Below are 21,658 nucleotides of genomic sequence, written 5' to 3'. Positions count from 1 at the left end.
GGTTTTTCCATGACCAGCACTACAACGTCCCCCATCAGTTCGAGCGTCGCTGGGAAAGTCCTCGTCCTTGAGCGCGTCTTTGGCGCACCCCGCGAGCTGGTCTTCGACGCCTTCACCCAGGCCGAGCATCTGCGCCAGTGGTGGGGTCCCCGCGGCTGGGACGTCCCTTTTTGCACCGTGGATCTGCGCCCGGGCGGCCGATGGCATTACTGCATGAAATGCGTCGACAAGAATCAGGGCGAGTTCTACGGCATGGAATCGTGGGGCCTGGGCATCTACCGGGAGATCGAAGCTCCGGGGCGCCTCGTCTACACGGACTATTTCTCGGACGCCGAGGGCAGGATCAACGAGAGCCTGCCGTCAACCCTCTCGACGCTGACCTTTGAGGAGGTCGAGGGCGGGACGAGGGTCATCACCCGCGCCGCCTACGAGTCGGAGGAGGCGCTGAAGACGGTCATGGACATGGGCATGTTGCAGGGCGTAACCGAAACGTGGGACCGCCTAGCCGAGTATCTGGAGGCGCGGCGGAACGCGGCGTGTGGGGCTGGCTGAAGGGCGGACCTCCCCCGTCACCTGCATTAAGCATTGACCAATGGAGCGGCGTCACCCCGTGGATGGCACGTCACCTCCGGGCCGGGCACACTGGAGGGACCCGGTTCCGAGCCCGCCGCGCGCGTGGGTCACGCAGGGAACCAGCCTGGGGCCAGCACGGGGGGCCGCAGGTGGACGGGTGGGAGAAGGACCGTAGAACCTGATCCCGCCCCCCCGACCACCGCTGCCCGCACCACCCGGCCTGCGCCGCGTCACGCCCGGAGTTCCCCACAGTCTTGCCCCCCGCGGCCCATCCGCCCCTACCCTGTGCGGGTGACCGTCACCGCGCCCCATCCCCCTCATCCCGAGTTCCCCGCCGAGGAGCAGCACCTCGCCGGAACGATCGCGGCCTTCCTCCGGCAGATCGAGGCCTGGGAGGACCGCGAGAAGAACGTCGGCGCCGACCTGGAAACCAGCCTGACCCTCGCGGACACGGCCGAGGAACTGGCCGCCATGCTCTCGGTCCACGTTCCCGCCCCCTACTTCGGCAGCCTGCGGGTGCGGGTGGGGGGGCGCGAACAGACCCTCTACATCGGCAAGCACGCCTTCCGCGACCTGAAGGGGCCGCACACGGTCGTCTCCTGGGAGTCGGACGTGGGCAGCCTCTTTTACAGCGACGCCCTGTCCTGGGAGGCCAGAAAAGGCCTGAGGGGCACCGTCCGGCGCCGCCGTCAGCTCGACGTTCAGGGGAAAAAGCTCCACCGCCTCACCGACCTGTACGACGACGAGGCGGGGGGCGACACGGGGGGCCGTGAGCGGGTGCTGCTCGGGCGGCTTTCGGAAGCCTCGACCGCGGCCATGCGGGACGTCGTCGAGACGCTCCAGCCCGAGCAGAACGAGGCGATGCGCGCCCCGGCGGGCGTAAACACCCTAATCCAGGGGGCGGCCGGGTCGGGCAAGACGACCATCGGTTTTCACCGCCTCGCCTGGCTCACCCACTCGGACCGAGGGGCGCACCGAGGGGCCCCGGACGCGATGCTCGTCCTGATGCCCAACCGGGTCCTGGCCGCCTACGCCGCGCGGGTCCTGCCCGGCCTGAACCTGCAGGGGGTGACCGTCACCACGCCGGAAGCCTGGGCCACCTCCTTCCTGGGACTGGAGAAGATGGAAGTCACCGACCGCACCCTGCACCTCCTGCTGACCGACCGGGACAACGAGCGGCGCAAGGCGGCGTGGCGCCGGGCCAAGGCGCTCGGGGACCTGAGAATGTTCCGGGTCGTGCAAAACCATCTGGCCGGGAAGCTGCGCGCCAACCTGGGGACGCTGACCTTCCAGGTGACGGTGGGGGTGAGGGGGGAGGACCGCCCGCTCGTCCTGGACAACCCCGTGTTGCACGGGCTCCTCGATGACGTGCTGGGCCGCGTTCCCCTGGAGGGCTACCGGGCGGCCTTCCGCCAGGCCCTCGAAGCTGAACTCCTCGCCCGGCTCAACCTGCCCGGCCCGGACGAGGAAACCGCGGTCCTGCGAGTCCTTGCCGCCGACCTCACCCGGCTGTCCGGCAAGGTCTTTGCGGGCCTTCTCCCGGTGAGCGAGGGGCGCCGGATCGTGAGCGACGAGGGGACGCTCCGGAATGCGGCTCAGGGCGTGCTCGATGAGCGGACCATCCGCGTGCTTCTCAGTGACCCGCTCGCGGCCATTCCCAAGCCCCGCCGCTCCCACGCGGACGTGACCGAATTGCCCCTCATGCTGGCGGTGGCGGCCCTGCTCGACGGGGTGGGGCGCCGCATAGGCCGAACCCTGGAGCCCTACGACCACATCGCGCTCGACGAGGCGCAGGATTACTCGCCGCTGCTGTACGCCCTGCTGGCCCGGGCTGCGCGCCCCGGCCACCTGACCGCGTTGGGGGACCTGAACCAGGGGCTGCACGGGTACAAGGGGCCGAACAATTGGGCGGACGTGCAGGCCGCGCTGGGGGGCGAGGCGAGGACCCGGCTGATGACCCTGGGCCGCACGTACCGCTCCACCCGTCAGATCACCGAGCTGGGGGCTGGGATCGCCGCGACCTACAACCGGGCCGGGGGCGTGGTCGGCGTGGACCGCGACGGGGGAGAGGTGCTGCGCCTGACCGGGGATGACCTCGCCGCGCTCATCGCCCGGGCCGTGAAGACGATGCAGGCCGAGGGGCACCGCAACATCGCCATCGTGACCCGCCGGGTGACGGACGCCGAGGCGCTCGTCTCGGGGCTCCAGCGGCAGGACGTGGACGCGCAGCCCATCCTCTCCGAGCAGGCGCGCTACACGGGCGGCGTGGTGATCCTGCCGGTGAACCTCGCCAAGGGGCTGGAGTTCGACGGGTGCATCGTCGCGGGCGCGGACGCCGGAAACTACGATCCGGAAACGCAGTTCGAGTCCAGGCTCCTGTACGTCAGCGCATCTCGCGGCCTGCATCGGCTGGCGCTGGTGGCCGAGCGGGAGCTGCATCCCCTCCTGCATCCGGAGCACGTTCCTCCCGCAGGCTGAGGTGTTCGTACACCACCAGGGCCAGGATCAGGATGGTGAGCAGCAGCAGCGCCGCCAGCGCGGGCAGCTCACCTCCAAGGACGGCCAGCAGCATCACCAGGCCGCCCGTCAGCGCGCGGACGCCCAGAATCCGGCCGGGTAGCCGACACGGCCCAGCCCACTGCACCACGCTCACCGCCGCGAGGAAGAGCGCCAGCCCGCCGCACAGCAGCAGCCGGGTGGGGCCGCCCAGGTGCGCGTGCGTCACGTCCTCGAAGGCACGTTCCAGCCCAATTGAGGCCGCCACGATGCTGGCGAAGACCAGCAGGTGCGTGTAGCCGTACACGAAGCTCAGGAACAGCGCCCGGGTTCCGCCGCGGATCGCCCGGTTGATCACGCTGTCGTCGGCGTAGTCGAAGTACAGCCACCACACGGCAAAGGCGAGGGTCAGGCCACAGGCGGCCACGACGGCGCTGGGCCACCCCTGAACGTGCTCGCCGCCCGTCGCCACCGCCAGCACCGACTCCCCCAGCACGATGATGGTGAACAGGCCGAACCGCTCGTCCATGTGCGAGACCTGCCGCGGCAGTTCCCGGGTGCTGACGTACGCCCAGATCGTCGCGGCGATCTCCAGGGCGAGCGCCACGCCCCACACGACGTACCGCTCGGGCAGGGGCAGGAGCAGCGACATGATCCACAGCGTGGTGCCCAGGGCGAAACTCAGGGTGTACTTCGCGTCGAGTTCCTGACCCTCGGGCAGGGCGAGCCACGACCAGAGGTACAGTAGCGTCAGCGTGAGGCGCATCCCGATGTACGACCCGGCGAACAGGGCGGGCTCGCCCTCCACCACGCGCGGCAGCCCGACGGCCAGCCCCAGGGACAGCACGAGCTGGCCGAACATCAGCAGCCGCCCGGCGACCTCGGGCAGCTCGAACTGGTCGACCCAGTAGCTGATGCCGATCCAGGCCCACCACACCGGCACGAAGAGGCCGAGAAAGGTCAGCACGCCGCCCGGGCTGGGGTTCTCCAGCAGCAGCCGTCCCAGGTTGCCCACCGCGACGACGAACACCAGGTCGAAGAACAGCTCCAGCCAGCTCGCGTGCCGCCCGCCGCGCTCGGCACTTCCGGCGATCCGCACGAAGCCGCCGCCCAGGAAAGATGACCCCCGCATGCCCCAGTGTGCCTCAGGGAGGGCGGTCCATCCCTGCGCAACAGTCCCCGCCCCGGATCAGGACAACCTCCCCGGGGTCAAGCGGTGGTACAACCGGGGGGCGCTTCGCCGGGCCTCGGCGAGCACCCCACCCGGAGTTCACCCCGCCTCCCGCAGAGAGAAGGAAAACGCATGAGCCACGTCACGACCGCGCAACTCCTCGGCCGCCTCGAACGACGCCTCAACGAACTGGGGGCCTGGCGCGACGCCGCCCGGCTGGACCTCGGGGAGGGAAGTTTCCTGTCCCATGAGGCAGAGAGCGCCGTGCCCATCCGGGTGGGCGACCCCTGGCCCTCCCGCGCCTTTCCCGTAACCCTGCGCTTCAGTCCCCGCGTCCCGGAGGAGTGGGCGGGCCAGCCCGTCGCCCTGCGCCTCGACGTGGGCGGCGAGGGCCTGCTGAGCGTGAACGGCAGGCCTCTCGGCGGCCTCAACCCCTATCACCGCGAGTACCTGCTCGCGGCCCAGGGCGGCGAGTCCCTGACCGTCGAGGTGCAGGCCAGCCCCAAGGGCCTGTTCGGGAGCCCTGTTCGTCAGCCCGTGCTGGGCACCGCCCTCCTCGTCCTGCCCGATGAGGACGTGCGCGCCCTGCACGAGGATCTGCTGGCCGTATGGGACGCGGCCAGACGCCTGTTGGACGGGGGCAGGGCGGCGATTGCCGACCGGTTGGCAGACCTCCTCGACCGGACCTTCCGGGACATTCCCTTGCCGCGGGAGAACAGCGGCGCCTACCTCGCCCGCTCCGTGCAGCAGGAAGCGCAGGCCACCCAGATCGCCTCCATCTGGGACGAGTGGGAGTTCGGGCGCCCGGACGTTGCGCCGTACCCGGGGGAGTGGCGACCGCGGCTTCAGGCTGCGCGCGACGCTCTGGCCGCCGGACTGGCGGAGCTGCGCGAGGGGTACCCGGCGGAGGGCGCCCTGGCCCTCACTGGGCACGCCCACATCGACCTCGCCTGGCTGTGGCCGCTGAGTGAGACCCGGCGCAAGGCGAGGCGCACCTTTTCCACCGTGCTGAGCCTGATGGACCGCTACCCCGACTTCACCTTCAACCAGTCCACGGCCCAGCTCTACGAGTTCGTGCGGGAGGACGATCCGGAACTGTTCGCGCGCATCCGGGAGCGGGTGCAGGAGGGGCGCTGGGACATCGTCGGGGGTATGTGGGTCGAGCCGGACGGCAACCTGATCTCCGGGGAGTCCTGGGCGCGGCAACTGCTGTACGGGCAGCGGTATTTCGAACGGCACTTCGGCAAGCGGGCGCGGGTGTGTTGGCTGCCCGACACCTTCGGCTACGCGGCGAATCTCCCGCAGTTTCTCCGGCAGGGCGATATCGGCTCCTTCTTCACCACCAAGCTGAACTGGAACGAGACGAACGTCTTCCCCTACGACCTGTACCGCTGGGAGGGCATCGACGGCACGCGGGTCCTCTCGCACAGCTTCCTCAACCCCTCGCCGGGGCACGGGTACAACGGCAGCATCGCCGCGCTGGACCTGTTCCAGACCTGGCAGAACTTCCGGGGGAAGCGCACGCACGACGCCTCGCTGTTCTCCTTCGGCTGGGGGGACGGGGGCGGCGGGCCGACGGCCGAGATGTTGGACCGCTACGCGCGGCTGCGTGACTTTCCCGGGCTGCCCCAACTGCACATGACCCGGGTCGCGGACTTCTACGACCGGGTGGACCCGGCGCCCCTCCCCGTGTGGGTGGGCGAGCAGTACCTGGAACTGCACCGGGGGACCTACACCACCCAGGGCCGCGTGAAGTTCCTGAACCGCCGGGTCGAACACACGCTGGGGGAGGCGGAGGCGGCGGGCGTCCTGGCGGCCCGCCTGCTGGGTGCCCCGTATCCCCGTGAGGCCCTGACGGGGGCGTGGCAGGTGCTGCTCCGCAACCAGTTCCACGACATCTTGCCGGGGTCGAGCGTGAAGGCCGTGTACGACGACGCGGTGCGGGAACTTTCGGAGGCCCTGGAGACGGCCCGGGGGCTGCGCGACTCGGCGCTGGGTGCCCTAACCGACGCCGTCGCCGGGCAGGACCGGGTCGTCGTGTGGAACCTGACCCTGGACGACGTTCCGCTGACTTGCACTCTGGACGCTGACGGCCCCCTCACCATCCAGAGCCACGACGGTCGGCCCGTCCACAACGAGTTCCACGGGGGCATGCTGTATCTCCAGGGGGACGTGACGGTGCCGGGCCTGGGGTACCTCACCCTGACGGTTTCCGGCGCGGATGCTCCGGCGGATGAGGCAGAGGATCGGGGTGACGACCTCGCCCTGGACAACGGGTTGCTGCGGGTGGTCGTCGCGCAGGACGGCACCCTCTCGTCCCTGTACGACCTGCGGGCCGGGCGGGAGGCCCTCGCCGACCGGGGGAACCAGCTCTGGGCCTATGTCGATGTCCCCCGCGAGTGGGACGCCTGGGAGGTGGACGCGGGTTACGCGCGGGAAGGGGAGGAACTGCTGGCCGCCGAGCCCCCGCAACGCCTGCCCGGCACGCTGCGCCAGGCCATCCGGGTCGTGCGCCGCCACGGGGAGAGCACGATCACCCAGACGTACGAGCTGCGCCGGGGCAGTCCGCGCTTGGACATCCACACTGAGGTGGACTGGCATGGGCGCCGCGCCTTCCTGCGGGCACTGATGCCCCTGAACGTCCGCAGCCCGCACGCCAGCTTCGAGACGGCGTACGGCACCGTCGCCCGCACGACCCACACGAACACGAGCTGGGACGCCGCGCAGTTCGAGAAGCCCGCGCACCGCTGGGCCGACCTGAGCGAGGGGAGCTACGGCGTGAGCCTGCTGAACGACGGCAAGTACGGTCATTCCAGCCTCGGCAACGTCCTGGGCCTCAGCCTGCTGCGCTCCCCCGTCTGGCCCGACCCGACCGGGGACGAGGGGCGGCACACCTTCAGCTACGCCCTGTACCCGCACACCGGGGACTGGCGGAACGGCACCGTCCGGGAGGCGCACAGCCTGAACGCCCCGCTCCTCGCCGTTCGCTCACAGAGGGAAGGCGGAACACGGCCCCCCACCTCCCGGCTGCTGGGCGTGACGGACAGGAATCTGCGCCTCGGCGCGCTGAAACTGGCTGAGGAAGCGGATCAGGTGGTCGTGCGGCTTTACGACGCCCACGGGGACCGGGGCGCCGCCAAGGTGGAGAATGTCCTCGGCGCTGCGGGCTGGAGCAGGGTCAACTTCCTGGAGGAGGCGGACGGGGAACAGGCCCAGGACTACACCCCCTACCAGGTCGTCACCCTGCGGGAGGAGTAGGCGCTGGCCTCACAGGGTCTGTCTGTCCTGAAGGCCGCCGCGCGGAGACTCCCCGGATATTCTCCCAACTTCCGTGTGGGGGATGGGATGTGTCAGACGGATTCCGCTGCGTGCCCGTCCACAGCTCGGAACCCACCTGGTTTCCTGCTCGCCTCCACCCGGCTTGGACCCGTGAGGCAGGGCCCTGCTGCCCAGGTTTCCATCGGAAGCCATAGCCAGCCAGGTTCATCCCTGCGTGGGGAGTGTCTTCAACAACAGCGTGGGGGACACCACAGGCCCTCTCCCGTTAAGGGGAGGGGACGGCCGTGCTGCCCCTGTGCCGGGAAATCCTGGAGGGCAATGAACCTAGCCGCACCCTCGCTCATTCACTCTTCCAGCATCCATCCCTGCCTCAGGTTGTCTTATTGACATGTCATATCGAGCGAAGATTACACTTCGAATACCAATAAGTCATAGAGCCGAGCAGCGGTGCCAGAAGTGTTCCGCTGCCCCGTCTCGGAGGTGTGATGGCCTGACTCGCCGCCCGCCACCTATCGCCTTCTCGCGTTGTGGAGGTTCCCCTATGAGGTTTTGCTCCCGCACGCTCACCCTCGGTCTGACCACCGCCGTGCTGCTCGCGCCCGATGCCGCCGCGCAGACCACCATCACCCTTTGGGGCGACTGGACGGGCGACGGCGAACGCCAGATCAACACGATGGTGAACGCCTTCAACGCCTCGCAAAAGGCGGTGCGCGTGCGCTACGTGCCCCAGCAGGACATCATCACGAAGTTCCTGACCGCCGCGACCAGCGGCCAGGTGCCCGACGTGATCGTCTGGGACCGCTTCCGCACGGCGCTCTATGCTCCGAAGAACGTGCTGGCGCCCATCAACGACTACCTCACGCGCGACCGGGTCAACATCCGCGACTTCTACCCCGAGGCGGTCAAGGAACTCTCGTACGGGGGCAAGATCTACGGCCTGCCGCTCACGGTGGATGCCCGCGCCATCTTCTACAACAAGAAACTCTTCGCGGAGGCGGGCCTCCAGCCCCCGCGCACCTGGGCGCAGCTCGAACAGGCGGCGATCAAGCTCACGAAGCGCGACGCGAACGGCAAGCTGGTGCGCTCCGGCTTCCTGATGAACGACCCGGGCCTGTTCAACATGTACCTCCAGCAGGCGGGCGGGTCCATGTTGACGGCGGACGGGACGAAGACGAACTTCAACAACGCGGCGGGCCTGAGCGTCCTGAGCTTCTGGGACCGGATGATCAACAAGAACAAGGTGTACGAACTCGGCTTCGGCCAGGGCGAGGCGAACGCGCAGGACCCCTTCGTGACCGGCAAGGCGGCCATGATCTACACCGGTCCCTGGAGCATCGACGGCTACCGCAAGTACGGCAAGGACCTCGACTTCGGCATCGTCCCGCCGCCCGCCGGGCCGACCGGGGCGCGCGGCTCCGTCATGGGCGGCTTCGGCCTCGCCATCCCGCAGGCCTCGCGCAACAAGGACGCGGCGTGGACCTTCGTGAAGTGGTGGCTGGCCGACCCCAAAAACGCGCTGCTGTGGGGCAAGACGAGCAACAATATCCCGGGGAACCTGAAGGCCGTGAACGATCCCTACTTCCAGAAAGACCCCTTCTGGAAGCCGATGACCGACACGCTGAAGTTCGCGCGCATCCGCCCGACGGTGCCGGGCTACCCGCCCATGGAGGGCAACGCGCTCGTGCCCAACCTGCAACTCTTCCTGGAGGGCAAGCAGGACGCGCGCTCCACCCTGAGCAAGGCCCAGGAGGCGGGCGACCGCGTTCTGCGCGACAACGCCAACCCCTGAAGGAAGCGGCGGGGCCTGCCGGAATGCGCGGCCCCGCCTCCCGGAGCGTCCATGCCCAGACCCCCCCTCCTCCTCCTGCTGGCCGCCCTGACCCTCGGGGCGGCCCACGCCGCTCCCCCCACCCCCTCCGACCCGCGCGCCATGATGCAGGCGTTCGTCCGCGCCTACTGGGACCCGGAGCGGGGGTACTTCTACACCTATTCCGACCGCAAGACCCACCCGGAACACGGCATTGGGCCGGTCGGCGGCCTGTACTCCGACTTCTGGTGGGAGGCGCAGCTGTTCGACCTCGTGATGGACGCCTACGAGGCGACCGGGGACGCCGCCTACAAGACCATGATCGGCGACGTGTGGGACGGCTTTACCAGCGAGTATCCGGCCTTTCCCAACGATTACAACGACGACCTGGGGTGGTGGGCGCAGGGAGCGATCCGCGCCTACAACCTGACCGGTGAGCGGCGTTACCTCGACACCTCCGGCGAACTCGCCGACCGCATCTGGGAGGACTGGGACGACCGCTACGGCGGCGGCCTGTGGTGGCGCCGCTCTGTGCGGGACCAGAAGAACGTCGCCACGAACGCGCCGTATGTGAACACGAGTGTGCGGCTGTACCAGGCGACCGGCGACGCGAAGTACCTCGACCGCGCGAAGGAAGCCTACGCCTGGGTGAAGGCCCGGCTGGTAGACGGCCCGCGCGTGTACGACCACGTCTCAGGCGAGGGGAACGGCACGGTCACGACCTGGGACTTCACGTACAACTTCGGCAACTTCGTCCTGGCCGCCCTGGCGCTGCGTGACGCGACGGGGGACGACGCCTATCTGACGGACGCGAAGACGGCGATGGACTGGGCGCTGCGGAACCTCACCCAGAACGGCGTCCTCCTCGACGAGGGGGCGAACGACGGCGGGGGATTCAAGGGCGTGACCGTCCGCGCGCTGAAACGTCTGTCGAAGGAGCCGGGCGGTGAAGTGTACCTCGCAGCGCTCAGGGACCAGGGGGCAAGCACCTGGAACGCGCGGCGGGCGGATGGGCTCGTCGGGACCGCGTGGGACGCCGTTCCTTTCAACGATCCCATCCAGAGCCTCACCGCCGGGTCCGCCGTGGCCGCGGTCTTGAATGCAGGCGCCCAACCTGCCCGCATCCCCTGGAGGGACGGGCGCTACGAGGCCGAGAACGCGCAGAAACTCGGGGTGGACGCGGCGAGCCGGGCGCCCGGTTATTCGGGACGCGGGTACATCAACAACTTCCGCTCGTTCGGTCAGGGGGTGGCCTTCGACGTGAACGCTCCGCGGGCGGGCACCTACCGGGTGACGCTGCGGTACGGGGCGGGCGGCGGGAACGCCTCGCGGCAACTCGTCCTGAATGGCGCGGGTAGACTCGTCAACTTCGCGTCCACGCCGGACTGGAACACCTGGGGCACCGTGAAGACGACTGTCGCCCTGCCGCAGGGGCCGTCGCGGCTCACGGTCCTCTTCGGGCCGGAGGGCTACGGCTGGCTCAACCTCGACTCGCTGACGCTGGAGGCCACGCCGTGAGGGGCTGGACGGACCTCGCTGGAGAGGCGCAGGCTGCGCTGAACACCCACTTCTGGGACGGGGAAGCCAGACTCTACCGGGTCTGCCTGCCGCCCCGACTCGTGCGGCCCGAGGACCCCTTTCACTACTGGTGGCAGGCGCACGCGCTCGACACGCTGGTGGATGCTTACGTGCGGGAAGGAGACGGGGCACACCTCACCCGGGCCGCCGAGTTGGTCGAGGGGGTGCGGCGAGGGAACCACGGCAGCCTCCACAACGACTATTACGACGACATGCTGTGGATGGCGCTCGCGTTGCTGCGGCTGCACCGGGCGACCTCTGACCCGCGCTTTCTCGACGACAGCCTCTCCCTCTGGGAGGACATCCGGGGGGGCTGGAACGGGCACGAGGGCGGCGGCGTCGCCTGGCGCAAGACGCAGCTCGACTACAAGAACACGCCCGCCAACGCGCCCGCCGTGATCCTTGGGGCGCGGCTGTACGAGCAGACCGGCGAGAAGGAGCATCTCGACTTCGCCCTCGAGGTTCTGCACTGGCTCCAGGCACACCTCATCGACCCGGCGACGGGGGAGGTCTGGGACGGCGTGGGCCGCGAGGAGCCGGGCCGCATCGACCGCGACTGGGCCTTCACGTACAACGAGGGGACGGTGATCGGGGCGGGGGTGGCGGTGTGGCGGGCGACCGGGGACGGCGCGGCGCTCGACCTCGCGCGGCGGACAGCGGTGGCGGCGATGAAGCGGTACGGCCCAGTCCTCCTGGCTGAGGGTGAAGGTGACGGTGGCCTGTTCAAGGGCATCCTCGTCCGCTACCTCGGCCTGCTTGCCCGGGAGGACGCGGGGAGTGTGGCGGAACTAGAGGCGTTCCTGTCGGAGAACGCAGCCGTCGCGGCTCGGCACCTCTCACCCGCCTACCACCTGAACGGCCCGAACTGGACCGCTGAGCCCACCCTGCCCCTGGACCTCAGCGCGGCGCTCAGCGGCGTGATGCTGCTCGAAAGTGCGGCGGCGGTCGAGCGAGCGGCTTCGCGGGTCAGGGCGTAGGGTGGAGCATGACGGGCCTGCTCTACGCCAACGTGATGGCCGAGTTGCTGGAGGACGTGCGGCGGGGGCAACTGCGCGCGGGCAGCCGCGTGCCGGGCGAACTCGAACTCGCGCGCCGTTTCTCGGTGAGCCGCATCACGACCCGGCGGGCGCTCGACCTGCTCGCCCGGGCGGGGATCGTGGAGCGCTCTCGCGGCCGGGGCACCTTCGTCAGCGCGACCCTGCCCGACCTCGACCGGGTGCGGGCCGACCTAGGCCTCGCGGGGCCGGGCAGCGTGGTCGGGGCGTCCACCCTCGGGCTGCTGCTCCCCGACTTTGCCGAGGCGTACGGCCTCGACCTCGTGCGCGGGGTGGAGGCGGCCTGCACCTCGCGCGGGCACAGCCTGCTCCTGCGCCGGACGTACGGCGAGCGCGGGGCGGAGGAGGCCGGGGTCACGGCCCTGATGCGGGCGGGCGCGCAGGCCCTGATCGTCTTTCCCGTCCACGGCGAGCACTACAACCCGGTGCTGCTCCAGGCCGTGCTGGGCGGCTTTCCCATCGTCCTCGTGGACCGCTACCTGCGCGGCATCCCGGCGCCCAGCGTGGCGACCGACAACGTGAGCGCGGCGGCGGCCCTGACCCGCTTCCTGCTCGACCTCGGGCACCGGGAGATCGCCTTCGTCTCCCCGCCCATCGAGAACACCTCCTCACTGGAGGACCGCTTTGCGGGCTACCGCTCGGCGCTGGAGGCGGCCGGGCTTCCCGTGCGGCCCGAACTCGCCCTGCACGCGCTGGAGAGCAGCCTGCCCCTGCACCTGCGCCCCGAGAACGTGCGGATCGACGTGGCCCGGCTGGAGGCCTTTATCGCGGCGGCCTCGGGCGTGACGGCGTTCCTGGTGGCGGAGTACACCCTGGCGCTCGCAGTGACGCACACGCTGCGGGCGCTCGGTCGCCGCGTCCCCGAGGAGGTCAGCGTCGCCTGTTTTGACTCGCCGACCGATCCGCTGGGGGACGCGCTCTTCACCCACGTCCGTCAGGACCAGGAGGCGATGGGGCGCCGGGCGGTGGACCTCGCCGTGACGCGGCTGGAGGGGCAGGAGGTCCCGCTGCGCAATCCCGTGGCGTTCGAGATCGTGCCGGGCCGCTCGACCGCGCCGCCCCCCCACAGGAAGGAGCCGTCCCCGTGACGCTGCAAGAGACGACCACACCAGTCACCGGCCAGCCCCGGTCCGCACGCCGCAGGTCCCGCCTGCTGCGCGCCGAGGCCCGCGCCGCCGCGCTCTTCATCTCGCCCGCCATGCTGCTCTTCCTGATCTTCACGGTCGCGCCCGTGCTGTTCGCGTTCGTGCTGAGCTTCTCGCGCTATGACATCCTCACCCCGGTGCGCTGGGTGGGTTTGAGCAACTACCAGCGGCTCCTGACCGACAACCTGTTCTGGCTGGGGGTCCGCAACGTCGGCTTCTACGCGCTGCTGTACGTGCCGAGCATGATTGCGATCTCGCTCGGGCTCGCGCTGGCGCTGAACCGCCGCAAGCCGGGCATGGTCTTTTTCCGCACCCTCTTCTACCTGCCCGCCGTCACGTCGAGCGTCGCGGGCGCGACGGTGTGGTCGTGGATGCTCCAGCGCGACTACGGGGTGGTGAATCAAGCGCTCGGCGTGTTCGGCATCCAGGGTCCCGCCTGGCTCGCCAACTCGGACACGGCGATGTACGCCATCGTCTTCGTGACCCTGTGGCAGGGGCTGGGGGGCAACATCATCATCTACCTCGCCGGGCTCGCGGGCGTGCCGAAGTACCTCTACGAGGCGGCGGCCCTGGACGGCGCGACCCCCTGGCAGCAGTTCCGCTATATCACCGTGCCCACCCTGCGCGCCACGACCTTCTTCGTGACGTTCATGACGCTGATCGGCGCCTTCCAACTGTTCGACCAGGCATATGTGATGACCCAGGGCGGCCCCGGCTACGCGACCACGACCGCCGTGTACCAGATTTACCAGAACGGCTTTACCCAGCTTCAGATGGGGTACGCCTCGGCGCAGGCCTTCGTGCTCGCCCTCGCCATTCTGGTCATCAGCCTGCTCAACCTGCGGCTCAACCGCGATTCGGGGGTGACGTGATGGTGGTGCGAAAACGGGTCAGGCCCCTCGGCGTGTTGAGCGACGTGCTGTTCTACGGGATGCTCATCCTCGTCGCGGTCGTGATGGCGCTGCCCTTCTACTGGATGCTCGTCACGTCCCTCAAGCCCAACGCGGACATCTTCCGCGACCCGATCCAGTGGTGGCCGCAGACGATCACCTTCGAGCATTACGTCAAGGCGTTCACGACGGTGCCCTTCAGCCGGTATTTCTACAACTCGTTCGTGATGGCGACGCTGGGCGTGCTCGCCAACCTCTTCCTGGGGTCGCTGGCGGGGTACGCCTTCGCCCGGCTGCGTTTTCCGGGGCGCGAGGCGCTGTTCCGCATGAAGCTCGCCTCGCTGCTCGTGCCGGGCATCATCACGCTGATCCCCACCTTCATCATCCTGCGGACCTTCCCGCTGGCGGGGGGCAACGACCTGATGGGACGGGGAGGCTACGGCCTGCTGAACTCCTACTGGGCGGTGATCCTGCCGGGGGCGGCGGGCGCCTTCGCGGTGTTCTTCATGCGGCAGTTCTTCCGCACCCTGCCCGACGACTTGGTGGACGCGGCGCGGGTGGACGGCGCTTCCGAGTTCCTGATCTTCTGGCGCATCTACCTGCCGCTGTGCCGCCCCGCGCTGGCGACGCTGGGCATCTTCACCTTCCAGGCGGGCTGGAACCTCTTCCTGTGGCCGCTGATCGTGTTCAATGATCCGAATATGGCGACCGTTCAGATGGGGCTCCAGTCCTTCAGCTTCAACCACAACACCGACTACGGCCCCCTCATGGCCGCCTCGGTCGTCGTGTCGCTGCCGGTGCTGCTCGTCTTTGTCTTCGCGCAGCGGTACTTCACCCAGTCCATCGCCTTCACGGGGACGAAGTGAGGGGGGCTCTCGAAGGTCTCGTCCGGGAGGTTCGGCGCCTGCTACCCGATCAGCCCGACGTGGCGCGGGTCTTCGCGGGCTGCCTGCCCAACACCCTGGAGACGACGGTAACGCGGCGGCCGGACGGCACGACCTTCGTGATCACCGGCGATATCCCCGCTATGTGGCTGCGCGACAGCGCGGCCCAGGTCTGGCCCTACGTGGAATTGGCCGCCCACGACCCCGAGCTGCGCGCGATGCTCGCCGGGCTGATCCGGAGACAGGCCCGCTGCCTCCTGCTCGACCCCTACGCCAACGCCTTCAACGCCGAGCCGCGCGGCCCCGGCCACGCCGACGAGCCGCCCGCTCATCTCCTGGTCTGGGAGCGCAAGTTCGAGATCGACTCGCTGTGTTACCCCCTTCGCCTCGCCCACCGCTACTGGCAGGCGACGGGGGACACGGCGCCCCTGCACGGCGAATTCCGGGAGGCCGCAAGGACCATCCTGGACACCCTGCGCTGCGAGCAGCACCACACCGAGTGCAGCCCCTACCGCTTCCATCGCCCCAACCCGGTGCTGCCCACCGACAACCTGCCGAACGGGGGAGAGGGCAACCCGGTCGGGTACACCGGCATGGTCTGGTCAGCGTTTCGCCCCAGCGACGACGCCTGCACCTACAACTACAACGTGCCCGGCAACATGATGGCCTGCGTGGAACTCGCCCACCTCGGGGAGATGGCGGGGGAAGTCTGGGGGGACACGGGGATGGAGCGCGAGGCCTTTGCCCTGCGCGACGACATCGAGGCGGGGATCGAGCGGTTTGGCGCGCTGAACCACCCCGAGTTCGGGCGGATGTACGCCTACGAGACGGACGGGCTGGGCCGTCACCTGCTCATGGACGACGCGAACGTGCCCAGCCTGCTCTCGATTCCCTACCTGGGCTACCGCCCCGCCCACGATCCCACCTACCGGAACACGCGCCGCTTCGTGCTGAGTCCGGCCAACCCGTCCTTCTTCTCAGGCACGCAGGCGAGCGGGGTGGGCAGCCCCCACACACCCCCCGGCTACGTCTGGCCCATCGCGCTCGCCATCCAGGGGTTGACCGCGACGGACCCGGACGAGCGGTCCAGCCTCGTGCGGACGCTGACGGACACCACCGCCGGGACGGGCCTGATGCACGAGTCCTTCGACCCGGACGACCCGGCAACCTTTACCCGCCCCTGGTTCGGCTGGGCGAACAGTCTGTACGCGGAACTCGTGCTGCGCCACGTCGTCAGGATGGGCGCGTCCACCGCCTGAGGTCGGCCCCACGCCAGGGGAGGCGGACCCCGGGAGACGGTGATGCCTGCTCAGCTCGCCTCCCCCGCCACCCGCGCGAGTTGGCCCGCCACGTCCTCCCGCACCAGCCCGCCGTGATAGGTCAGCACGGCGGTGACGGGAAGCCCCGCGAGCTTGCGAACGCTCTCCCGCGCCCACGCCATGTCGGGGGTCGCCCGCTCCATCGGCCCGTGAAGCTGTCCCCCCGCACTCGTCAGGGCGTCGCCGGAGATCAGCACGCCGTCTTGCACCACCAAGAGGCTGAGGTGGCCCTCGGTGTGCCCGGGCGTCGCCACGACCCGCACGCCGCCCGCCAGGTCCAGCACCTCGCCGTCGCGCAGCGGGCGGGTCACGGCGGCCCGGGGCGGGTTGGAGAAGCGGGCCACCATCTCGGGCGGCATGCTGGCGAGCATCTGCGGCGAGGGCTGCTTCTGGCCGGGCCGGTCGCCCTGGACGTAGGGCACCTCCGCATCCAGCGCCAGCACCTCCGCGCCCGTGGCGGCCACAATGGCGGGCAGCGACCCGATGTGGTCGAGGTCGTGGTGCGTCACGATGATCCGCCGCACGTCCCCCCAGCCCAGCCCCAGGGCCTCCAGCGCGTCCCGGAAGGCGTCCTGCATGCCGGGGATGCCAGTGTCCACCAGCGTGGCGCCCTTCGCCCCGTCGAGAATCAGGGCGGGGAAGATCGTGGTGGGGCCGCCCATCAACGTCGCCTCGATGGGCAGGGCATAGACGTGCTCGCTGATTCGCAGGGGCGCAGGCATACGGGGAAAGTAACAGGAATGGGGCGGCGCTGCACTCCCCGGGGCATTCGTTCCCGGTGACCTGTGTCTGGAGCCGGGCTCCACTAGCCTGCGGGGGTGTCCTACCAGCAACTCAAGGAGCAGCTCGCCGCGCCCTTTCCGTCGCAGCGCGTCTCCTGGAAACCCCAGGCGTTCAGCCGCGACCGGTCCTCGGCGCTGATGGTGGCGTTCGTGGACGCGCGAACGGTGATGGAGCGCCTGGACGCGGTCTGCCCGGGCGACTGGACCTTCGACGTGAAGCTCTTTCCCGGCACCCCGCCCACCGCCCGGGGCCGCCTGACCGTGCTGGGCCTCACCCGCAGCGACGTGGGCGAGGCGGGGGAAGGGGAGGCGGGCACCCTCAAAGCGGCGGCGAGCGACGCCCTCAAGCGCTGCGCCGTGCATTTCGGGGTGGGCCGCTACCTGTACGACCTGCCGCGCGCCTGGGTCGCCTGGGACGAGGCCAAACGCGCGCCCGCCGAGCCCCCGAAGCTGCCCGACTGGGCGCTCCCGGAAGACGAGCGGGTGACCGGGGCGTCGCACGTGATCGGCGCGCTCGACGCGCTGCGCTCCGGCCTGCCACAGGACGTGGCGAGGCTGCGCGAGGTGTACCGTCACGTCAAGGCGGCGCTGGACGCGGCGGCGCGAACCTCCTGAGCGCCCTTACCAGGCGTAGGCCTCGGGGGCCTGCCCGCCCGGCCCCGGCCAGATGGCGTCGAGTTCCTTCAGGATGTCCCCGGAGAGCTGGATGTCCAGCGCCCGCAGGTTCCCCTCCAGTTGCTCCATCGTCCGCGGCCCGATGATGGGGGCCGTGACGACGGGGTTGCTCAGCAGCCAGGCCAGCGCCACGTCCGCCGGTTGCTCTCCCAGGTCCCGGCACAGCGCCTCGTAGCGCTCCAGCTGGGGGCGGTGCTTCTCGATCTGCGCCTGCATCCGCTCGTTCGACCGGCGCCCCCCCGCCGCCTTTTGCAGCGCCCCGCCCAGCAGGCCGCCGCCCAGCGGGCTCCAGGGGATCAGCCCCAGCCCAAAGGCCCGGCAGGCGGGGATCACCTCCAGCTCGATCATGCGGGCCTGGAGGTTGTACAGGCTCTGCTCGGACACCAGGCCCAGGAAGTTGCGCTGCGCCGCGACGGAGTTCGCCTGCGCGATGTTCCAGCCCGCGAAGTTCGAGGAGCCCACGTACAGCACCATGCCCTGCGCCACCAGCCACTCCATCGCCTGCCACACCTCCTCCCAGGGCGTGCCCCGGTCGATGTGGTGCATCTGGTAGAGGTCGATGTGGTCGGTCTTCAGGCGGCGCAGGCTGTCCTCGCACGCCCGGCGGATGTGGTAGGCCGAGAGCTTTTGGTCGTTGGGTCCCTCGCCCATCTTGCCGTACACCTTGGTGGCGAGGACGATCCGGCCTCGCGCCGCGGGGTTCTTCTCCAGCCAGCGGCCGATGATCTGTTCAGTTACGCCCTCGCCCTGTTTCCAGCCGTAGACGTTGGCGGTGTCGAAGAAGTTGAGCCCGAGATCCAGCGCCCGGTCCATGATGCGGTAACTGTCCTCCTCGCTCGTCTCGGGGCCGAAGTTCATCGTGCCCAGGCAGAGGGGGCTGACCTGCAAGCCGGTGCGTCCGAGGTGGCGGTACTCCATGTGGCCCTCCTGTGGTTCGGCTGACCCTACGCCCCACCCCGCACGAGAGGGCGGAAGCGGGCCACTTTCTCAAGGCTGCCCCAGGGCGCGCAAGGCGCACAATGGGGTCAACGTGCCCAACCTCTTCATCTTTACCGTCATCGCCCCGGAAGGCACCCTCCGCGCGCAGGTTCACCTGGAATCTGGCCGCCGCTACGGCCCGGACGACGTGCAGGTCACTGATGGGGGGGGCTGTCCCTCCCACGCCCGCCGCCTCACCGTGAGGGCCACCCGCCTCCCCAGCGAGGGGGATTTCCGGGAACTGGCGGCCCGCGCGGCGACCCGGAGCGCGAACGTTCCGGCCGACCCCTTCCTGCGCCTGCTCAACCTGCTGATTCCCTTCTGAGGTGCCGGGCGCCTCAGCTCACCGGCTCGCTCCACTCCCCGGTCAGGGTCAGCGGCAGGGCGAAGGGAAGGTCCGCGCTGCTCGTCCCGATCAACACCTCGAACGCCCCCGCGTCGGCCACCCAGGCGCTGCGCGCGTCGTCGAAGTAGGCTAGCGAGCGCATGTCGAGCTGGAGGTAACCCTGCCACACCTGCCCCGGCTGGAGAGTGACTTTCCCAAACGCCTTCAGCTCCTTCTCGGGCCGCTCCAGCGTCGTCTCCACGTCGCGGACGTAGACCTGCACGACCTGCTGCCCGGGGCGCTCGCCCGAGTTCTTTAGCAGCACAATCACGCTCACCTCGCCCCCCGGCCCGATCTCGGCGGCACTGAGCCGCGCGTCCATTAACTCGAAGCTCGCATAACTCAGCCCGAAGCCGAAGGGGAACAGGGGCGTGGTTCCCGCCCGGTCCACGTGGCGGTAGCCGATGTAGAGCCCTTCTTTGTACTCGACGTGCCCGTTCTCGCCGGGGTACTGCACGTCGGGGGCCTCGGGGTGGGTGGGGTCGTCCGGGAGCCGCGCCGGGAAGGTCTGCGGCAATCGCCCGCCGGGGTCGGCGTGGCCCAGCAGCACGTCCGCAAAGGCGTGCCCGGCCTCCTGCCCGGGGAACCAACCCTGCAGCAGGGCGGGCACCTGATCCAGCCAGGGCATCAGGACCGGGCCGCCCGTCTGGAGGAGGACGATGGTGCGCGGGTTGGCGGCCACGACGGCGCGGACGAGGTCGTCCTGATTGCCCGGCAGATTAAGCCCCCAGCGGTCTACGCCCTCGGTCTCCCAGTGCCCGTTCGTGCCCACGCAGACGACGGCGTAGTCGGCACCCGCTGCCCGTTCCGCCGCCTCCCGCAGGCGGCCCTTCGGGAGCGGCTGGCGAAATCCCAGGCGCACGGCGCTGAAGGCCGCGATGGAGTTCTCCACGGCTTTGGGGGTGACCTCGATGACGGCCTGATGTTCCCCGGCGGCCAGGCTTCGCGTGACCCGCACCTCGTCGCTGCCGAAGCCGAAGTAGGTGTCGCCCGGCGCCCAGTCCGTCCAGTGGTCGATGAGCTCCTTCCCGTCCACGGCCAGGCGGCTCAGCCCCGCGCTGAACAGGCTCAGCTCGTACTCGCCGTCCCCGGGCACCGTCAGCGTCAGGCTCAGGCGGGCACGAAAGGCGGTGGGGGAGACGCCCTCGGGGAAGGAGAACCACATGATCTCGCTCCCCTGGCGCGTCTCCGCCGCTATGGCTTCGCCGCCCTCCCCGAAATACTCGATTCGCACGGGAACGTCCAGGGTGGGCAGGAAGCGGTCGTTGTCGCAGCCGACAGCAAAGGTCACGTTCTCCTCGCCCAGCGCCGCGCGCAGCCCCTCCAGCGGAGAGACGCGGCGGTGCGCGTTCATCTGCGCGCTGCCGCCGCCCATGACCTGCCCGGCCGCCGCGTTCGGCCCGATGACGGCCACTTCCGCGTCCCTGGGCAGGGGCAGCAGCCCGCCCTCGTTCCTGAGCAGCACCGTCCCCTCGGCCCCGGCGCGGCGGATGAGCGCCCGGGTGCTTCCGTACTCCTCGTCGCGCTCGGCCTCGTCGCGCACGTCGCGGGGCTGGTCGAACGTACCGGTGCGCTCAATGAGGCGCAGGACATGACGAGCGGCCTCGCGGACCGCCTGCCGGGTGGCCTCGTCGTTCCGGGCCTCTTCGAGCAGGGTGGCCCGCGCCTTGGCCGGGCCGGGCATTTCCAGGTCCAGCCCCGCCCGCACGCTCTCTCCGGCGGAATGGGTGCCGCCCCAGTCGCTCATCACCAGGCCGCCAAAGCCCCACTCGCCGCGCAGGACGCCCCGGATGAGCCGCGCATTCTCGCTGCAATAGGTGCCATTGAGCCTGTTGTACCCGGTCATGACCGCCCAGGCGCCACCCTGTTTCACCGTCATCTCGAAGGGCCGCAGGTACAGTTCCCGCAGCGCCCGCTCGGGGATGTCCGAGGAGATGGTGTTGCGCTGGTACTCGGACTCGTTGCCCACGTAGTGCTTGACGGTGGCCGCCACCCCCTTCGACTGGAGCCCCCGCACGTAGGCGGTGCCCAGCGTGCCCGTCAGGAAGGGGTCCTCCGAGTAGCTCTCGAAGTTGCGCCCGTTCAGCGTCGAGCGAAAGAGGTTCAGGGTGGGGGCGAGCAGCACGCCTGCGCCCTTGTCCTGCGCCTCGCGGGCGAGATGCTGCCCGATCTCGTGCAGGAGTTCGGGGTTCCAGGTACTTCCCAGGGCGATGCCGACGGGGAAGGCCGCCGTCCTCTTCCCGCCGACGAGGGGACCGCCGCCACGTGCCCCCGCCGGTCCATCGGTGACCTTAAGGGAGGGAATGCCCAGGCGGGGAATGGGAACTGTTCTCCAGAAATCGGCTCCAGCCAGCAGCGAGACCTGTTCCTCCAGGGTCATCTGGTCGAGCAGGGCGTCAATGGAGGAGCGGCGCGTGCCGGTGGAAGTCATGGGCAAACCTCAACAGAGAATAATGAGATGGCGGCCAGGACAGGATTTTTGCCCCTCCCCCCCCAGGGGGGAGGTTGGGCCTTGTAAAGTTGCGGAGCCGAGGGGGTGAGCGGGCGCGTTCCCCGGCGCGGCTGGGATGAGGGGCAGGACATCTTGCAGCAGCTTGAGGTGGTTACCCGCCCCCTCACCCCGGGCCTCCGCTGTGCGGCT

The 21,658-nt window shown here is 69.7% G+C and carries 16 protein-coding genes; 12 read left to right on the top strand and 4 right to left on the bottom strand.

Annotation, left to right across the window (positions count from 1 at the left end; translation table 11 throughout):
- Positions 1-9: 9 nt before the first annotated feature.
- Both F784_RS0107675 and F784_RS0107670 read left to right on the top strand, forming a co-directional pair.
- Complete coding sequence (locus F784_RS0107675; RefSeq protein ID WP_019586140.1) at positions 10-552, top strand: SRPBCC domain-containing protein; 543 nt, start codon at positions 10-12, stop codon at positions 550-552.
- 312 nt (positions 553-864) lie between these two features.
- Positions 865-3,051: a HelD family protein gene (locus tag F784_RS0107670; RefSeq protein WP_019586139.1), complete on the top strand. Its 2,187-nt coding sequence runs from the start codon at positions 865-867 to the stop codon at positions 3,049-3,051.
- On the opposite strand, the gene F784_RS22570 is transcribed toward F784_RS0107670, so the two are convergent.
- A complete protein-coding gene (locus F784_RS22570) occupies positions 2,957-4,201 on the bottom strand; it encodes a low temperature requirement protein A (protein ID WP_019586138.1) in 1,245 nt (414 codons plus the stop codon). The genes F784_RS0107670 and F784_RS22570 overlap by 95 nt on opposite strands.
- A 171-nt stretch (positions 4,202-4,372) precedes the next feature.
- Here F784_RS22570 and F784_RS0107660 point away from each other — a divergent pair, with 171 nt between their 5' ends.
- The 8 genes from F784_RS0107660 (at position 4,373) to F784_RS0107625 (ending at position 16,137) form a co-directional block, all read left to right on the top strand.
- Entirely contained in the window at positions 4,373-7,498 is a 3,126-nt protein-coding gene (locus tag F784_RS0107660; RefSeq protein ID WP_019586137.1) for an alpha-mannosidase, read from the top strand.
- A gap of 562 nt (positions 7,499-8,060) precedes the next feature.
- Positions 8,061-9,308, top strand: coding sequence for an ABC transporter substrate-binding protein (locus tag F784_RS0107655; protein ID WP_019586136.1), 1,248 nt, complete (start codon positions 8,061-8,063; stop codon positions 9,306-9,308).
- Positions 9,309-9,359: 51 nt separating this feature from the next.
- Entirely contained in the window at positions 9,360-10,844 is a 1,485-nt protein-coding gene (locus F784_RS0107650) for a glycoside hydrolase family 76 protein (RefSeq protein ID WP_019586135.1), read from the top strand.
- Positions 10,841-11,881: a glycoside hydrolase family 76 protein gene (locus F784_RS22565; RefSeq protein WP_019586134.1), complete on the top strand. Its 1,041-nt coding sequence runs from the start codon at positions 10,841-10,843 to the stop codon at positions 11,879-11,881. The genes F784_RS0107650 and F784_RS22565 overlap by 4 nt, the downstream gene beginning before the upstream one ends.
- Positions 11,882-11,889: 8 nt before the next feature.
- A complete protein-coding gene (locus F784_RS22560) occupies positions 11,890-13,047 on the top strand; it encodes a GntR family transcriptional regulator (protein ID WP_019586133.1) in 1,158 nt (385 codons plus the stop codon).
- The gene (locus F784_RS0107635; protein WP_019586132.1) at positions 13,044-13,976 is read left to right on the top strand and encodes a carbohydrate ABC transporter permease; all 933 of its coding nucleotides are present in this window, start codon (positions 13,044-13,046) and stop codon (positions 13,974-13,976) included. The genes F784_RS22560 and F784_RS0107635 overlap by 4 nt, the downstream gene beginning before the upstream one ends.
- A complete protein-coding gene (locus F784_RS0107630; protein WP_019586131.1) occupies positions 13,976-14,860 on the top strand; it encodes a carbohydrate ABC transporter permease in 885 nt (294 codons plus the stop codon). Before F784_RS0107635 ends, F784_RS0107630 begins: the two co-directional genes overlap by 1 nt.
- On the top strand, positions 14,857-16,137 hold the full coding sequence (locus tag F784_RS0107625) for a glycoside hydrolase family 125 protein (protein ID WP_026332346.1): 1,281 nt from the start codon (positions 14,857-14,859) through the stop codon (positions 16,135-16,137). The genes F784_RS0107630 and F784_RS0107625 overlap by 4 nt, the downstream gene beginning before the upstream one ends.
- Before the next feature lie 50 nt (positions 16,138-16,187).
- Here F784_RS0107625 and F784_RS0107620 read toward each other — a convergent pair whose 3' ends face one another.
- On the bottom strand, positions 16,188-16,919 hold the full coding sequence (locus F784_RS0107620) for an MBL fold metallo-hydrolase (RefSeq protein WP_019586129.1): 732 nt from the start codon (positions 16,917-16,919) through the stop codon (positions 16,188-16,190).
- 96 nt (positions 16,920-17,015) lie between these two features.
- On the opposite strand from F784_RS0107620, the gene F784_RS0107615 reads away from it, so the two are divergent.
- Entirely contained in the window at positions 17,016-17,594 is a 579-nt protein-coding gene (locus F784_RS0107615; protein ID WP_019586128.1) for a Rad52/Rad22 family DNA repair protein, read from the top strand.
- Positions 17,595-17,600: 6 nt separating this feature from the next.
- Here the strand turns inward: F784_RS0107615 and F784_RS0107610 are convergent, their stop codons facing one another.
- Positions 17,601-18,572 (bottom strand): aldo/keto reductase, encoded by a 972-nt coding sequence (locus F784_RS0107610; RefSeq protein WP_019586127.1) that lies wholly within the window; start codon positions 18,570-18,572, stop codon positions 17,601-17,603.
- A 112-nt stretch (positions 18,573-18,684) separates the two neighbouring features.
- Between F784_RS0107610 and F784_RS0107605 the strand changes: the two genes are divergently transcribed.
- Positions 18,685-18,957 carry a hypothetical protein gene (locus F784_RS0107605; RefSeq protein WP_019586126.1) on the top strand — a complete coding sequence of 91 codons (273 nt, stop codon included), beginning with the start codon at positions 18,685-18,687 and terminating at the stop codon, positions 18,955-18,957.
- Positions 18,958-18,970: 13 nt separating this feature from the next.
- Here F784_RS0107605 and F784_RS0107600 read toward each other — a convergent pair whose 3' ends face one another.
- Positions 18,971-21,448, bottom strand: coding sequence for a glycoside hydrolase family 3 C-terminal domain-containing protein (locus F784_RS0107600; RefSeq protein ID WP_019586125.1), 2,478 nt, complete (start codon positions 21,446-21,448; stop codon positions 18,971-18,973).
- Positions 21,449-21,658 lie beyond the last annotated feature (210 nt).

Origin of the sequence: Deinococcus apachensis DSM 19763 (assembly GCF_000381345.1) — a bacterium.
In the GTDB taxonomy this organism is placed as follows: Bacteria; Deinococcota; Deinococci; order Deinococcales; family Deinococcaceae; genus Deinococcus; species Deinococcus apachensis.
Note: the sequence above shows the minus strand (reverse complement) of the source record. Positions and strands in the feature narration are given on the sequence as shown.